Genomic DNA, 16,311 nt, shown 5'->3' on the forward strand with positions numbered 1-16,311 from the left:
CAAATGTCAAATTTCAAATTGCCAGCTAGCGGCGTACCACACGTTCCTTCACGGCCGCGCGCGTCTCGCGGTCGGTCTCGCGCTTCTTGATCGTCTCGCGCTTGTCGTGGGCCTTCTTGCCGCGCGCGAGCGCCAGGTTGATCTTGACGCGGCCGTTCTTGAGGTACATCCGCGTCGGGACGAGCGTCAGCCCCTTCTCGGTGGTCTTGCCGATCAGCTTGCGGATCTCGGCCTTGTTGAGCAGCAGCTTGCGGCGGCGCAGGGCCTCGTGCTCGGCGTACCCGCGGTGGCTGTAGGGGCTGATGTGGATGTTGTACACCCACACCTCGCGGCCCTCGACGCGCGCGTAGCTGTCGCGCAGGTTGACGCGCCCCTCGCGGATCGCCTTGACCTCGGTGCCGAGCAGCACCACGCCGGCCTCCCACTGCTCGAGATACTCGTAGTCGAAGCCCGCCTTGCGGTTGTCGGCCAACAAGCGCGGCGTCTTCTCGGCCGGCTTTGGCGATGTCTTCGGCTGGGAGGTCTGGTGGGTGGACATGGGGTGGGGTCTTCGCCGTCGGCCTTCGGCCCTGGGCCGTGGGCCTTGGGCCTTGGGCCTTGGGCCTTGGGCCTTGGGCCTTGGGCCTTGGGCCGTGGGCCTTGGGCCGTGGGCCTTGGGCCGTGGGCCGTGGGCCTTCTACCTTGGGCCTTCCGAGCCCTGAGCCTCGAGCCCTGAGCCATGAGCCCTGAACCCTGAGCCACCGCCAGCGAGCTTCGCGGCGAGCGTCACCGCGCTCACCATGCTCGACGCGTCGGCCGTGCCTTGCCTGGCGATGTCGAACGCCGTGCCGTGGTCGACCGACGTCCTGATGATGGGCAGCCCGAGGGTGACGTTGACCGACTGGCCGAACGCCAGCAGCTTCACGGGGATGAGCCCCTGGTCATGGTAGCAGGCCACCACCACGTCGAAGGCGCCGCGCGTCGCGCGCAGGAACACGGTGTCGCCTGGAAATGGCCCCTGCACGTCGATGCCGCGGGCCCGGCAGGCGGCCACCGCCGGCGCGAGCACCTCGTCGTCCTCGTGCCCCATCAGCCCGTGCTCGCCGGCGTGCGGGTTCAGGCCCGCTAGCCCGATCCGGGGAGTGGCGTAACCGAAGGCCGGCAGGCTCCGGGCGGTGAGCTCGACGATGTCCTCCACGAGCGCCCGGGTGAGCAACCGGGGCACCTCCGCGATCGCCACGTGCACGGTGGCGAGCACCACGCGCAGCGGCTCGGAGTGGAACATCATGGCGACGCGCCGGCTGCCGGTCAGGTGCCCGAGCAGGTCGGTGTGGCCCTTCCACGGCAGGCCGCAGGCGGCGAACGCTTCCTTGTGCACGGGACCGGTGGTGATGGCGTCGACCGCCCCGGCCTGCGCATCGCGCACCGCCGCGACGATCGCGTCGTAGGAGGCCTGCCCGGCCTCGGCGCTGATGCGGCCCGGCGCGAAGGTGGCCAGCGCATCGGCAGTGTGGGGGCCGTACAGCACGGGCTCGCACACCGCGCGGACCTCGCGCGAGGCGGCCGCCGCGAGGGCGATCTCGGGGCCGATGCCGGCCGGGTCGCCGACGGTGATGGCGACCCGCGGCTTCGGCCCGGCTCCGCGCGCGCTCCGTGTCGGGGACGTCACGCCTCGATCCTCACTTCCCGCACGCGCAGCCGTCGCTGCCGCAGGCGCCATCGCCGGCGCAGTTGCCGCCGCACGAGCCCTCCTGGGCGCAGCCGGCGTGCTTGTCGCCCTTCGCGTTGGGCAGTTCGTAGCGCAGGCAGCACTTGAGCCGCCCGCACACGCCGGCGAGCTTGGAGGGATTCAGGCTGAGGCCCTGCTGCTTGGCCATCTTGATGGAGACCGGCTCGAAGGTGGTCAGCCACGTCGTGCAGCAGAGCGGGCGCCCGCACGGCCCGTACCCGCCGAGCATGCGGGCCTCGTCGCGCACGCCGATCTGGCGCATCTCGATCCGCATGTGGAAGGCGGCGGCCAGATCGCGCACGAGTTCCCGGAAGTCCACGCGGTGCTCGGCCGTGTAGTAGAACAGCAGCCTGGACCCGTCGAAGGCGTGCTCGACGCGCGTGAGCTTCATGTCGAGCCCCCGCTCGCGCACCTTCATCTGGCAGAAGGCGAACGCCTCCTGTTCCTTGTGCTGCTGCTGCAGGCGTCGGCCGACGTCCTCGCGCGTCGATCGCCGCACGACCCGGGCGCGCCCCTCGGCCGCGACGTCGCGGCCGCGCCGCTCGGCCAGGCTCGCCGACTCGCCCACCACCGATCCGATCGCCATGTGCTCGCCATCCTGCACGACGACGCGATCGCCGGGGACGAGCGGACCGTCGAGCGGGAGGTCGGGCAGCAGGAACGAGCGCCGCCGCCCTGCCGGCACGAACCGGACACTGGCCGTCGGCGGCACGGGCGTGGTAGTCGTGTCGCTCATCGCTTACATCTCGCAGGCGAGCCAGTCGGCGACCACCTTGGCCGCCTGGTAGCGCTCGAGCGATCGGCGCGCCTGCTCGACGGTGTCGAACGCGGCCAGCACGCGGCCCGTGTCGAAATGCCGGGCGAGGCCGGCCAGGTCACCCTGGAGGTCCGGGTTGGCGAGCACGGTCGCGCCTGCGTCGCCGGGGGCCGACATCGCGCCGAGGTCGCGGACCAGCAGCGACAACGCCTCCAGCCGACGCGCGAGCACCTCGCGGTCCGTCCCGGCGCCCTTCTTCTTCGGTACCTCGGCCAGCTGCTGCGCGAGCCTCAGCCGGGACGCCGCCGGGGGCCGGCCGGCGACGCCCTGCAGCAACGACAGGGCGGCCGCCCGCGCCTCCACCAGTTCCCCGGTCTCCTGCGCCAGCGCCCGCGCCACGCTGCCGTCCCCCATCGCAGCCAGCCCCGCAGACTCGGCGCGCGCCACGCCACAGTGACGCACCAGCACCTCGGCCAGGTCGGCGGCACCGAGGCGACCGAAGCGGACGCGCGGGCAGCGCGACCGCACCGTTTCGAGCAGTGAATCGGGGCGCGCCGAGACCAGCACGAACATCGACGAGGGCGGCGGCTCCTCGAGCGTCTTCAGCAAGGCGTTCTGCGCCGGGGGGAGCAACGCGTCCGCCTCGTCGATCACCACCACGCGCCGCCGGGCCTCGAACGGCCGGTAAGTGGCCTGCCCGATGACGTCGCGAGCCATCTCCACCGTGATGGTCCCCTTCTCGTTGGGCACCAGCGAGACGATGTCGGGATGCTGCGCGCGGGCGATGCGCTTGCAGGACGAACAGGTGCCGCAGGCGTCGCCGTCGATGCCGGGCTGCTGGCAGTTGATGGCCGCGGCCAGCGCCAGGGCAGTGGTCCGCTTGCCGATGCCTTCGGGGCCATCGAACAGCAGGCTCTGGGGCACGCTCCGCGACGCCACGGCGCGCAGGAGCAGCGCGCGCGGTTGCGCGTGGCCGAGGATGTCCGAGAGCCGCATGGTCCAATTGTAGCCGTCGCCCGCTCCCCGATTCCCGACTCCCGACTCCCGACTCCCGACTCCCGACTCCCGACTTCTACTCGTTCTTCTTCTTCGGTTCGTCCTTGTCGCGACGTCCGAACAGGCGGCCCCAGAAGCCCCGCTTCTTCTCTTCCCTGGGCGCTTCGGCGGCCTTGGGGGCCTCCTCGCGGGCGTCGGCCCTGGCCTCGGCCGCTCGCCCGGGCGCCTCGGCCGCTTCCTCGCGTTCGGCCGGCGTCGGGATGTCGCGCGGAATGCTGGCGGGGGGCAGGCCGGCCTGTTCCGCCGAGACGGGCTTGACGTCGTTGTCCTTGCCGAAGAAGCCGGCCAGCTTGTCGAGGAAGCTCGCTCCCTGGTGTTCCTCGCACTCGCCCTGTGGCTCGGTGCCCTTGCGGAAGTACTCGGTGTAGGCCATCGAGCGGATCTCGACGGCGCCGTCCTCGCCTTCCACCGGCACCTGCGAGCAGCCCTCGACCGCCCGCTTGCCGCTGATGCGGCAGATCGTCGCGCCGACGATCCCGGGGGGACGCTTGAACGACTCGGGCGCGTCGCCATCGGTGGCCACGGCCATCACGCTCGCCCAGAGGGGCACGGCCAGCTCGCCGGCGTAGCCGTTGGCGATGATCTCGCGCGGCTGATCGAATCCCATCCACACGCCGGTGACCGTGGTCGGCGTGAAGCCCACGAACCAGACGTCGTGGTAGTCGTTGGTCGTGCCGGTCTTGCCCGCCGCCGGCAGGCGGAAGCCCTCGGCGCGGGCCCGCCAGCCGGTGCCCGAGTTGATGACGTCGGCAAGCATGCTGGTGACCAGGAACGCCGTCTCGGGCTTGAACACGCGCCGTTCCTTCGCCTCGGTGGCATACAGCACGTTGCCGTCCTGATCCTCGACGCGCCTGATCAGGTAGGGCTCGTGCATCACGCCCTCGGCCGCGAAGGTCGCGTAGGCGGCGGTCAGCGACTGCAGCGTCACCTCGCCGGCGCCGAGCGCCATCGACGGCACCGCTGGCATCTGCCCGAGCGACAGCGCCTGCGCGGTCTTGACCGCCTGCGGAATCCCCACCGTGCGCAGCAACTGGACGGCAGCGCGGTTGCTCGACGTGCGGAGCGCCGTGCGCAGCGTCATGCTGTTGGCGCCCGAGTGCTCGTCCTCGGGGACGTAATCGCCCTGCGGCGTGTTGATCGGGTCGTTGAGGTTGGTCACCAGCGAGCCGGGTGACTGCCCCTGCTCGATCGCCGCGGCATAGACGATCGGCTTGAAGGCCGATCCGGACTGGCGGCGCGCCTGCACCGCGCGGTTGAAGCGGCTCTCGCGGAAGTTCCGCCCGCCCACCTGCGCGCGCACGGCGCCGGTCCGGGCATCCATCACCACCACGGCGCCCTGCAGGTACGGCGGTGCCACGTCCTCGTCCACGGTGATCTTCGCGCGCGGCGTGTGCGGATACCCCCGCCGCTTCTCCACCTCCGACAGGCGACGCTCGACGATGGCCTCGGCCTGCTGCTGGAGGGCGCGGTCGATGGTCGTGTAGACCTTGAGCCCGCCTTCCGACACCCGCTGCCAGCCGAACCGATCGACGAGCTCGCGCCTGACCTGCTCCTTGAAGTAGAGGCCGTACGGCTCGTCGCGACGCAGGCGGTTCTCGAGGCGCACCCGCGCCCGCTTCGCCTTGTCGTAGGCGGCGCGATCGATGACGCCGTTGTCGAGCATCATCAGCAGCACGATGTTGCGTCGCGCGATCGCCTTCTCCATGTTGATCGTCGGCGCGTACGCCGATGGCGACTGGATCAGGCCGGCGATCAGGGCCGCTTCCGGCACGTCGAGCTGGTCGGCGTGCTTGCCGAGGAAGCCGAGCGAAGCCGCCTCGACGCCGTGATACCCGTCGCCGAAGTAGGCCTTGTTCAGGTAGAGCGCGAGGATCTCGTCCTTGGAATACGTGCGCTCGATGAGGAGGGCCGCGAACGCCTCCTTGATCTTGCGCGTGTAGGTCTTCTTCCGGTTCAGGAAGGACATCCGGGCGAGCTGCTGCGTGATGGTGCTGCCGCCCTGGGCGCGCGATCCGGCGCGCGCATTGGCGACCACCGCCGCGCCGATGCGCACGAAGTCGACGCCGTTGTGCTGGTAGAAGCGCTGGTCCTCCACCGACACGACCGCCTCGCGCATCGTCTTGCCGATCTTGTCGAGCGGCACCTCGATGCGCTGTTCCTTGAAGATCGTGAAGACGGGCTCGTCGGCCTGGTCGTAGAGCGTGGTCGCCTGCGCCATGTCGCCCACCGACGACAGGGCGCGGCGGTCCGGCAGCGAACGGCGGATGTCCCAGGCGAAGGCGAGCACGCCCGCGAAGGCCACCCAGGCAGCCAGCGACAGCCCGGCCAGCATCCACGCGAGCGTCCGCGGGCGGCCCTGCAGCCAGCGACCGGCCCGACCGGGGTGCTGCCCATCGAGCCAGGCCAGGAATCGAGTCGCGATCGCCATCATCGGCTTCCAGCGTACCCGAAACGACAGGGCCTCGGGGCATGTGCCGAATGCCGCGATGCGCGAGTCGAAGGTCGACCGTGCCGCTGTCGATGACGGCGGGGTGGGACACCCCGCCCTACCCTGGTGCCTACTCCCGCCTCTGGAGCACCAGCAGCGAACGCCCTTCGAGCTTGATGCGGCTCGTGGCACGGAACAGCCGTGTCGTCGGCCCGACGTGCCCGTGGGCCGTGTCGATCACGGTGCTCCAGTGGCGCCCGAACGGCTCGGGCGGCGGCGTGAACCGCAGCGCCTCGTAGTGGGCGTTGAACATCACCACGAAGCTCTGATCGCGCACCCGTTCGCCGCGCGGGCCGAGGCTGGGAATCGCGTCGCCGTTGAGGAAGACGGAGAACGACTTGTTGTGGCCGGTCGCCCAGTCGTCGGCGTCCATCACGCGACCGTTCGGCCGGAACCACTCGATGTCGGCCAGCCCGTGCAGTTCCATGCCCTGGAACCACTTGCGACGCCGAAAGACGGGATGGGCGTGCCGGAAGGCGATGAGCTGGCGGGTGAAGGCCAGCAGCGACTCGTCGAGGGCCGCCCAGTCGAGCCAGCTGGTCTCGTTGTCCTGGCAGTAGACGTTGTTGTTGCCGTGCTGCGTCCGGCCGGCCTCGTCGCCGGAGAGCAGCATCGGAATCCCCTGCGACAGCAGCAGCGTGGCGAGGAAGTTGCGCTGTTGGCGTGACCGCAGGGCGTTGACCGCGGGATCATCCGAGGGGCCCTCGACCCCGCAGTTCCATGATCGGTTGTGGCTCTCGCCGTCGCGGTTGTCCTCGCCGTTGGCCTCGTTGTGCTTGTCGTTGTACGACACGAGGTCGCGCAGCGTGAACCCGTCGTGCGCGGTCACGAAGTTGATGCTGGCGTAGGGCCGGCGGCCGGTGCCCTCGTACAGGTCACTGCTGCCGGTGAACCGGTAGGCGAACTCGCCGAGCGTCTGGTCCTGGCTGCGCCAGTAGTCGCGCACGCAGTCGCGGTACTTGCCGTTCCATTCGCACCACAGCGGCGGAAAGTTGCCCACCTGGTAGCCGCCCTGGCCGACGTCCCACGGCTCGGCGATGAGCTTGGCCTGACAGACGATCGGATCCTGCTGGATCAGGTCGAAGAAGGCCGACAGCCGATCGACGTCGTGCAGCCCGCGCGCCAGCGTCGCCGCGAGGTCGAAACGGAAGCCGTCCACGTGCATGTCCGTGATCCAGTACCGCAGCGAGTCCATCAGCAGCTGCAGCACGTGCGGGTGCCGCATGTTGAGGCTGTTGCCGGTGCCGGTGTAGTCCATGTAGTACCGCGGGTGGTCGGCCACCAGGCGGTAGTAGGCGGCGTTATCGATGCCCTTGAGCGACAGCACGGGGCCGAGATGGTTGCCTTCCGCGGTGTGGTTGTAGACCACGTCGAGGATGACCTCGATGCCTGCCGCGTGCAGGCTCTTGACCATGTGCTTGAATTCGGTCACCTGCGCGCCGCGCCCGCTCGTCGCGTACTCGTTGTGCGGCGCGAGGAACCCGATGGAGTTGTAGCCCCAGTAGTTGCGCAGGCCCTTCTCCTGCAGCAGCGAGTCGTGCACGAACTGGTGCACCGGCTGCAGCTCGATCGCGGTCACCCCGAGCGCCAGCAGGTACTCGACGATGGCCGGGTGGGCCAGGCCGAGGTACGTGCCGCGCAGCTCGGGCGGCACGGCGGGGTGCCGCATCGTCAGGCCCCTGACGTGCGCCTCGTAGATCACCGTCTTGTGGAGCGGCGTGCGCGGGAAGCGGTCCTGGCCCCAGTCGAACGCCGTGTCGACGACCACCGCGCGGGGCATGAAGGGAGCCGAGTCGGCGTCGTTGACCGAGCCCTCGGGATCGCCGAACCGATACGGGAAGACCGCCTCGTCCCAGCGCACGTGGCCCTCGATGGCGCGCGCATAGGGGTCGAGCAACAGCTTGCTGGCATGACACCAGTGGCCGCGTCCCGGATCGAAAGGACCATCGACGCGGTACCCGTAGCGCGTGCCGGGGCCGACGCCGGGCACGTAGCCGTGCCAGCAGTACGCGGTGACCTCGGGCAGCACGAGCCGGGTCTCGTGGTCGTGCTCGTCGAACAGGCACAACTCGACGCGCGACGCCGGTTCGGAGAACAGCGAGAAGTTGGTGCCGGCGCCGTCGTACGTGGCCCCGAGTGGATACGCCCGCCCGGGCCAGATGTCCATCAGCGCCAGCCTATCAGCGGCTGCGGCACAGGTGCTAGCGGTTGCTTACAGATGAGCCTGGACGCGACGCGACGACCGCCCCGGACACCCGCCGCCACGACCGGCTGCCCGGGTGTCGACCGTCCGCGGCCAGCAGAGCGTCGGCCAAGGGCGACGCCTGCACCTGTTGGAGCCCGCCACGATCGGCGCCCTGAAGAGACCGTCGCCGTCGCCCTTGGGCGACGGTCAGCCGCAGGCGGCACGAGCGAACGGCAGGGTTGGACGCAGGCCGGCGCGGCGTGCCGGCCTGCATGACGGTCGGGCACGCCGCACCGGGCGCGCGTCGGGGCAAACCGTCGAGCTATGCTCTGGCCATCATGCGCCGCGGCACCGTCGCCCTGCTCCTCGCCACCACCTGCGTGGTCACCGGCCTCCTCGTCCGTGCGCAGCCGCGCGCTGGCGTGGAGGCGCCGGCGACACCCTGGCGCGAGCAGGGCCTCGTGCACACGCGCCGCTCGCCGCACGCCCGCCTGCACGACGTGCCGGTGCGCGCCGTCACCATGGAGGAGGGCTTCTGGTCGTCGCGCATGCGCGCCAACGTCGAGCGCAGCATCCCGACGCTGCTCGGGCTCTTCGAGCAGAAGGGCATCCTCGACAACTTCCGGCGCCTCGGCGGCACGTCCGATGCCCCACGCCGGGGACCGCTCTTCACCGACTCGGACATCTACAAGTGGATGGAGGCGACGGCCATCGCGCTGCAGTCGCGCGACGACGCCCGGTGGCGCGAGACGCTCGGCCGCATCTCGGACGACATCGCGCGGGCGCAGGAGGCCTCCGGGTACGTCAACACCTACTGGACGGGAGAGCGGGCCGCGCGGCGCTTCACCGAGCAGGTCACCAGCCACGAGGAGTACTGCCTCGGGCACCTGCTGCAGGCCGGCATCGCCCGGTACCGCGCCGACGGCGACACGCGGCTGCTGGACATCGGCAGGAAGATGGCCGACTACTTCGTCGCGCGCTTCGGTCCCGACAAGGACCCGCTGTTCACCGGACACCCGGAACTCGAGCTCGCGATGATCGAGCTGTACCGGACGACCGGCGAGCGCAAGTACCTCGACTTTGCCGGCTACCTGCTCGGCGGCAACGAGGCGGTTCGCCTGAAGCTGCGGCCACGCGACGTCGCCTACACGTTCAGCGGGGTGCCGTTCACCACACGCACGCACTACGAGGGGCACGCGGTGCGCGCGATGTACGCATCGGTGGGGGCCGCCGACTACTACATGGAGACCGGCGACGCGGCCTACCTCGCGACGCTGCAGCGCCTCTGGGACGACCTGACCGGCACGAAGATGTACGTGACGGGTGGCGTCGGATCGCGCGCGCAGGGCGAGACGTTCGGCGACCCGTTCGAGTTGCCCAATGCGCAGGCCTACGGCGAGAGCTGCGCGGCGATCGGCAACATGCTCCTCAACTGGCGGATGCTGCTCATCACGGGCGAGGGCAAGTACGCCGACGTGATGGAGCGCGCGCTGTACAACGGCGTCAACTCCGGCATGTCGCTCGACGGCACGCTCTACTGCTACCGCAACCCGCTCGAGTCGCGTGGCGAGCCGATCCGCAACCCCTGGTACGACACCACCTGCTGCCCACCGAACCTGCAGCGCACGCTCGCAGCCTTGCCGGGCTACCTGTACTCCACGACCGCCGACGGCCTCTCCGTGCACTTCTTCCACCCGTCGACACTACGGTGGCGCCTCGAGGACGGCACCCCGCTCGAGGTGCGCCAACGGACGCGGTATCCGTGGGCCGGGGACATCGAGATCACCGTGACGCCCGCCAGGCGCACGCGTTTCGCGCTGCGCGTCCGCATCCCCGGGTGGTCGTCGACCTCGGCCGTCACCGTGAACGGCGCGCCCATCGTGGCGCGCGTCGACGCCGGGCAGTACGTGACCATCACCCGCGAGTGGGCGGCAGGCGATCGCGTGCACGTGTCACTCGACATGTCGGTGCAGGAAATCGCCGCGCACCCGCAGGTGCGTGAGAACACGGGGCGCGTCGCCGTGCAGCGGGGGCCGCTGGTCTACGCGCTCGAGCAGCAGGACCAGGCGACGCCGAGCCCGCTGGCGCAACTGGTGATCACCGGACGCGGCGCCTGGGGCGTTCACGAGCGACCCGACCTGCTCGGCGGCGTCACGGTGCTGACGCACGACGGCGCGGTGCTGCCCGACGAGGGCATCCCGCTCTACCGGCCCTCGTCGGCGGCCCTGCCGATCGCGCGAACACCCGCGGCGCTCACGTTCATCCCGTACTACGCCTGGGCCAACCGCGAGCCGCAGGCGATGGCGGTGTGGGTCACGCGCAAGTGAGGCTGACCGTCGCCCAAGGGCGACGGCTACGAAACCGTCCGCGTAGGCGTCGGCCCTGGCCGACGCTGGCCGCGACTACCGGCGAGCGTAGGCGTCGGCCTTGGCCGACGCTGGGTCACTGTTTCAGGTACGCGATCAGGTCGGCGAGCGCGCGCGGCGGCAGGGCCTCACTGAACGTCGCCGGCATCAAGGACGAAGGCGAGGCCGCAATCGACGCGATGTCGGCGCGCAGCACGGCGTGCGGCTCGCCGGCGCCGTCGCGCAGCGTCAGGCTCGCCCCGGTCTCCGACTCGACGCGCCCGACCAGCGTCAGCCCGTCCTTCATCTGCACGGTGTAGGACTCGAACCCCGGCGTGATCTCGTAGTCGGGCACCACGATGTGCAACAGCAACGCGTCGGCGGGCTGGTTGCGGATGCCGCTCAGGTCCGGCCCGACGCGACCACCGGCGCCCTTGAACGTGTGACAAGCGGCGCACTGGGCCTCGAAGACCGTGCGGCCCCTGCCCGCCTGGCCCGCCTGCGCCAGCACCGCCGGCCGCACCCGCTGGTACGCGGGCATGCCCGCCCCGGCCGCGGCGTTGCCCAGCAGCGCGCGGGCCCGCGTCGCGATCGCCGGGTCACGGTGCGCTTCCAGTCGTCGCGCCCGCGCCGGCCCGACGGCCGCCCCACTGACCACCCCGGCGGCGACCCCGTCGAGCAGCACCCCCACGAAGCGGTCGTCGGCCATCAGGGTGGTGAGCACCGCGTCGCGCAGCCGGGGTGAGTACGCCAGCCAGCGGGCCCGGTCCATCAGTCCGGCCGTGAGTTCCGGGCGTCCCACCTGTGCGATGGCGCGGACGGCCGCTGCCTGCACGCCGGAGGGCTGCGCCGGCGCGAGCAGCGCCAGCAGCGTCGCACCGCGCTCCGGCCCGGCATGCCCGAGCAGGTCGACGGCGGGGACGCGTTGATCGACCGGCGCGGCGTCGAGCAGGGCGAGTTCGGCGGCGCGATCGAACTGCGTCGTGAGCCGGGCGCGCGCCTCGACGGCCATCGGGGCATCGCCCGCGACCAGGTCGAGCAGCACGGAAGACCCGGCTGCGCCGAAGGCAAGGCCACGCGCCCGCAGCCCCTGCGCCAGTCCCGCCAGGGCCGCCGGTTGCCACGACAGCTCGCTCGCGGGGTCCGACACCCGGTGGACGAACGCGAGTGCCTCGTCACGCGACGCCGCTGCGCCGAACAGCCGCCCGAGATCCTGCATCACCGCGGCGCGAGACGCCGCGCTCGGCGGCGGCGCCGCCGCGGCCGACCAGGCCTCGAGGAACGGCACCGCGCGGTCACCGATGCCGCTGATCACGGCCGCACGAGTCCAGCGGTCCGCGCCGTCGCGCCGGGCAATCGCGGCCAGGGCGCCGACCGCACGCGCATCCGCGGCGCCGCCGAGCGCCAGCGCGACGCGCAATCGCACGCGCGGCGCCGGGTCGTCGGCCAGGCGAATGAGGGCGTCGAGCACGGCGGGCCTCGCCACCCGCGGCTCGGCGAGCCGCGCGGCATTCTCGCGGACCCCGGCCGCCGCATCCCCGAGGGCCACGACCAGCGTGTCCTCGTCGAGGGCGCCGAGGGCGTCGAGCGTCCAGAGGGCGTGGAGGCGGCCGAGCAGCGCGCCGTCGCGAGCCAGCGCCCGCAACGCCGGCGCAGCCTCGCCTGCCTGTCGCTCGACGAGCAGCCGCTGGGCGGTATCGCGCACCCAGCCGTTGGGGTCGGCGAGCCGTGCGACGAGCGCCGCCGCCGACGCGCCCGCGAGGACCGGCGCCATGGCGCGCGGTGCCGAACCCGTCGCCGCGATCCGGTAGATGCGCCCACGCTCGCGCCCGGCCGTGAAGTCGAAGAGCCGCCGACTCTCCTCCGGCACGTAGGCCGGGTGGTCGATGTCCTTGCGGTACATGTCGACGACGTAGAGCGCGCCGTCGGGTCCGGCCGAGAGGTGCACCGGGCGGAACCAGCTGTCGCGCGAGGCGAGGAACTCCACGCCCTCACGCGCGGGGCGTGACCGGAACGTCGCGCCCGCATCCGTCCGCACCTGCCGCTGCACGAGGTTCTGCGCCGACTCGGCGACGAACAGGCTGCCGGCATGTCCCTGGGGCAGCGCGTCGCCCCGGTGCACGTGCACCCCACTGGCCGACGTGAACGTGCCGGCGTGCGGCGTGGCGATGAGCGACGGGTGGAACGATGCCGTCGTCAGGTCACGCGTGAGCGGCCACACGGCAGCCTCCGCGCCCACCGTCGACACCTCCTGGACGGTCTCGGAGAACGCGAGGTGACGATTGCGCTGCAGGTGCCACGGCTCGATCACGACCTGCCACACGGGATGGCGATTGGCGCAGATGAAGCGATGCCCCTCGTCGTCGAAGGTGAGCCCGTACTGGCCCTGTCCGCCGACGAGTTCGAATGCGCCGGTCTGCGGGTGGTAGCGGGAGTCGCTGGTCGTGAAGACGACGGGCGGGCGCTCGGGATGCGCGGGATTGGTGACCCGCCCACCGTTGAGGCCGCTGGTGAAGTAGATCCAGCCGTCGGGCCCGAGCGTCGGATGGCTGAAGCGGATCTGCGCGGTGCGAGTCGCGTTGAACCCCGTGAGGACGACGCGCCGCACGTCGGCGACGCCATCGTCGTCGGTGTCCTTCAGGTACAGCAGGTCGGGTGCGACCGTCACGAAGACGCCGCCGTCCCACGGCATGATGCCGTTGGGATAGGTCAGGCCGGTGGCGAACTCGGCACGGGCGTCGTAGCGGCCGTCGCCGTCGGTGTCGGTCAGCAACGCCACGACGCCCTGCGCTGGTGCGGCGGGCTGTCCCTCGAGCGGATCGGGATAGCCGCGGTTCTCGACCACGTACAGGCGACCTCGCTCGTCGAAGGCGATCGCCACCGGGCTCTGCACGAGCGGCTCGGCGGCGACGAGATCGATCCGGTACCCGGGCTCGAGCACGAACGAGGCGAGGGCCGCGTCCGTGGACAACGGGCGACGGTCGTCGGCCGCCGCGCGTGGTGGCGACTGCGCCCGCATCGGCCACGAGCCCAGGGCCACTCCGGCGGCCAGCAGGACCGCGCCGACGACCCACCGCGCCAGGCCAGAACGCGAACGTGATGGCGCGCCGGGCCGCCCGCGACCGTCGTGAGGAGCCGGCACGATCACCGCGCCCCCGCGGAAGTGGCCTGCGCCTTCAGGTCGGCAAGCATGCCCAGCAGGGTGTTGGTCATCAGGCGCGCTGCGTCGAGTTGCACGCGATTGGTGCCGAGCCACGTCTCGTAGCCGCCGAGCGCGTGCTGGCGCTCGGTGGGCAGGTAGCCCTCCGAGCCGTTGGCCAGCGACGTGGTGAACGTCTGCGGGAACGGCGTGCGTGCCTTGATCTCGAGGCCGATCTCGGCAAACACCTCGAACGGGAACGTGGCGATCGCCAGGTCGCCGATCCGATGCGCCTGCAGCACCACGTCGAGGGTGGGCGGCGCGCCGCCGCTGCCCTGGATGCGCTCGGCGTAGATGCGCTCGCGGGGGTGGGCAGGCGCGTCCGCCGGACGGGCAAGCGCGGCGCGGGCCCATGCCTGCAGGTCGGGCGTCACGGGGCGGCGGCGCAGCGTGACGACGCGCTGCGCCGAGGCCAGCGTCACCTGGTCACGCCACGGCAGCAGTTGCAGGCCCTTGTAGACCTCCGCGGCCACCTTGGTCGCCACGCGTTCCATCCGCTCGTAGGGCGGGAGTTTCGGCTGTCCACCCCGCACGTCGACGTTGTTGATGTCGCCGCTGGTGCCGTTGGAGAGCATCGCCACGAACGTCGAGTCGGCGCGGTCCTCGCCGAGCAGACGCGCCAGCGTCCGGGCGAAGACGCCGAAGTAGTCGGCCGACACGTGCCCCTGCGGCACGCCGCCGACGTAGTGCAGCGAGTAGTTGGCCAGCACCGCGATGGGGCGGCCGTCGGTGCCGCGCACCGCGAGGAACGCCACCTCGGGGTCGGTTGGACCGGCAGGCTCCACCAGGTCGGGGCTGCCGACGGCCGGGTTCATCTGCACGCGATCGGTGCCGCCGAACGGGTTGCGCAGGTGTGGGCCCGGTTTCATATGCCAGCGGCGGTTGAACACCTCGTCGGGCACTGCCCCGCGGCCCCACGCCACTTGCGCGGGGCGCAGGTTGGCGACCGCGCGCCTGATGCCGTCGGCGATCCGCGTCGCCAGGAACTGCTGGTACGGGTCGAGCGCGGGTGCCTGCTCGTACTCGGCCGGCGACCAGCGCGACCCGAGCGCCGACGTCGCGGAGTGGGTGTGCGTGGCGCTGACGAGGATGCGCTCGGCGGGAATGCCCGTGTGGCGGACGGCCAGGGCCTTGGCGTGCTCGACGACGTGCCGCGGCACGCCCAGGCTGTCCACCACCACGATCGCCAGTCGTCCCTGCCCGTCGTCGAGCACCAGGCACCGCGCGTGCAGTTCGTCGTGAACGTACGTGGCGGGGATCGGCGCCCAGCCGCCGACGATGTCGCCACCGAGCGCGGGCGTGACGTTGCTGGTGGCGGCGCCGGCCCGCAATCGGGGCTCGGGTGACTGCTCGCCGGCCGCGGCCCCGCCGGTCGTGGCCGACAGCACGAGGACGCACAGCAGGAACGAGAAGGCACGTGTCCGCATCGCGCGGAGTCTACTGCAAGGCGCGCACGAGCACGGGATCGATGTGCTCCTCGTCGGCCAGCCGGAACACGTCCTGCCCGACGACCTCGAAGCCCTCCTTGCGATAGAAGGCCAGGGCGCGTGCGTTGTGCTCCCAGACCATCAGCCACGCGGTGCGTGCCCCCTGCGCCCGGATGGCCTCGAGGCAGGCCGTCATGAGGACGCGCGCGAGCCCGCGGCCATGCCAGGGCCGATCGACGTAGAAGCGCCAGATCTGCAGGGCCGTCGGGTCGGTGACGCAGTCGGGCACGGGGACGCGGCGCAGTTGCGCATACGCGGCCCACGCGCCGTCCGGCTCGCCGGTGGCCACCAGCGTGGTGACCGCCGGATCGGCAAGGACGCGCCGGGTGGCCCCGGGCGTGTAGTGCTCCGTCAGGTACGCCTCCATCGCCGGCGAGCCGACGCCGTGCCCGTAGGTCTCGATGAACACGCGGCGACCGAAGATGGCGAGCGCGTCGGCGTCAGCGGGGGTGCCCTGTCGGATGGCCCAGTTCATCTCACCAGGAGCGCAGCCAGGGGCGCGCGATCTCGCCCATGAACGGCCACGGAATGGCGGCGAGAATCAGCAGCAGGGAGAGCCCGCCGAAGATCAGGCTGGTGCGGGCGGCAGCGGCCGACGAGGAGGCGTTGCGCGCCTTGACGCTGCCCCACTGTGCGATCACCAGCGCCACCAGCATCATCGTCGTGTGCTCGACGACGAAGAACCGCATCGGGCGCACCTTCATGGCCGTGCCCATGTCGCCCATCGCCGCCTGCGCCAGTGGGCTCACGAACAGCAGCACGAGGCCGAGCAGCAACTGGAGGTGGATGCTGCCCATGTACGCCTTCCACGGCGTGCGTACCGGCGCGACGTCGGCCGAGCCTCCACGTCCGAGGGACCCGAGGGCCGAGAGCACGAGCCACGCACCGCCGAGGACGACGAACCAGCGCGTCAGGCCGTGCAGGAAGAGAAGGAACGGATACAGGGCTGCCATCGCCTCGATGGTACGTCAGGCGCGCAGGGCAGCACAGCCGGGAGGTGACCGACGGTGCGCGCCGCATGTCCATCGCAGGTGACCGGTTCCTGATGAGATTCGGGACCACACCGGCTGCCGTAAGATTTCTCAC

General features: G+C 71.4%; 11 protein-coding genes. 1 reads left to right on the forward strand and 10 read right to left on the reverse strand.

Annotation, left to right across the window (positions count from 1 at the left end; all coding sequences use genetic code 11):
- Window positions 1-25: 25 nt before the first annotated feature.
- The 6 genes from smpB to glgX all read right to left on the reverse strand — a co-directional run bounded on the left by smpB (window position 26) and on the right by glgX (window position 8,176).
- Window positions 26-538, reverse strand: a complete 513-nt coding sequence (smpB, locus tag TBR22_RS19730) for an SsrA-binding protein SmpB (protein WP_239489547.1) — start codon at window positions 536-538, stop codon at window positions 26-28.
- A 138-nt stretch (window positions 539-676) separates the two neighbouring features.
- Window positions 677-1,648 carry a 4-hydroxythreonine-4-phosphate dehydrogenase PdxA gene (gene pdxA, locus TBR22_RS19735; RefSeq protein WP_239489548.1) on the reverse strand — a complete coding sequence of 324 codons (972 nt, stop codon included), beginning with the start codon at window positions 1,646-1,648 and terminating at the stop codon, window positions 677-679.
- A gap of 10 nt (window positions 1,649-1,658) precedes the next feature.
- Complete coding sequence (locus tag TBR22_RS19740) at window positions 1,659-2,444, reverse strand: regulatory iron-sulfur-containing complex subunit RicT (protein ID WP_305068746.1); 786 nt, start codon at window positions 2,442-2,444, stop codon at window positions 1,659-1,661.
- Between the two features lie 3 nt (window positions 2,445-2,447).
- Window positions 2,448-3,461 carry a DNA polymerase III subunit delta' gene (holB, locus tag TBR22_RS19745; protein ID WP_239489549.1) on the reverse strand — a complete coding sequence of 338 codons (1,014 nt, stop codon included), beginning with the start codon at window positions 3,459-3,461 and terminating at the stop codon, window positions 2,448-2,450.
- Between the two features lie 76 nt (window positions 3,462-3,537).
- The gene (locus TBR22_RS19750; RefSeq protein ID WP_239489550.1) at window positions 3,538-5,949 is read right to left on the reverse strand and encodes a penicillin-binding protein 1A; all 2,412 of its coding nucleotides are present in this window, start codon (window positions 5,947-5,949) and stop codon (window positions 3,538-3,540) included.
- A 130-nt stretch (window positions 5,950-6,079) separates the two neighbouring features.
- Complete coding sequence (gene glgX, locus TBR22_RS19755) at window positions 6,080-8,176, reverse strand: glycogen debranching protein GlgX (RefSeq protein ID WP_239489551.1); 2,097 nt, start codon at window positions 8,174-8,176, stop codon at window positions 6,080-6,082.
- A gap of 356 nt (window positions 8,177-8,532) precedes the next feature.
- Between glgX and TBR22_RS19760 the strand changes: the two genes are divergently transcribed.
- Entirely contained in the window at window positions 8,533-10,521 is a 1,989-nt protein-coding gene (locus tag TBR22_RS19760; protein WP_239489552.1) for a glycoside hydrolase family 127 protein, read from the forward strand.
- Between the two features lie 115 nt (window positions 10,522-10,636).
- Here TBR22_RS19760 and TBR22_RS19765 read toward each other — a convergent pair whose 3' ends face one another.
- The 4 genes from TBR22_RS19765 to TBR22_RS19780 are packed head-to-tail and all read right to left on the reverse strand — an operon-like array spanning window position 10,637 to window position 16,178.
- A complete protein-coding gene (locus tag TBR22_RS19765) occupies window positions 10,637-13,681 on the reverse strand; it encodes a PVC-type heme-binding CxxCH protein (protein ID WP_239489553.1) in 3,045 nt (1,014 codons plus the stop codon).
- Window positions 13,682-13,683: 2 nt separating this feature from the next.
- Entirely contained in the window at window positions 13,684-15,165 is a 1,482-nt protein-coding gene (locus TBR22_RS19770) for a neutral/alkaline non-lysosomal ceramidase N-terminal domain-containing protein (RefSeq protein WP_239489554.1), read from the reverse strand.
- A 10-nt stretch (window positions 15,166-15,175) separates the two neighbouring features.
- Window positions 15,176-15,700, reverse strand: coding sequence for an N-acetyltransferase (locus TBR22_RS19775; protein WP_239489555.1), 525 nt, complete (start codon window positions 15,698-15,700; stop codon window positions 15,176-15,178).
- Window position 15,701: 1 nt separating this feature from the next.
- A complete protein-coding gene (locus TBR22_RS19780) occupies window positions 15,702-16,178 on the reverse strand; it encodes a hypothetical protein (protein ID WP_239489556.1) in 477 nt (158 codons plus the stop codon).
- Window positions 16,179-16,311: the final 133 nt, after the last annotated feature.

Origin of the sequence: Luteitalea sp. TBR-22, assembly GCF_016865485.1 — a bacterium.
Classification (GTDB): Bacteria; Acidobacteriota; Vicinamibacteria; order Vicinamibacterales; family Vicinamibacteraceae; genus Luteitalea.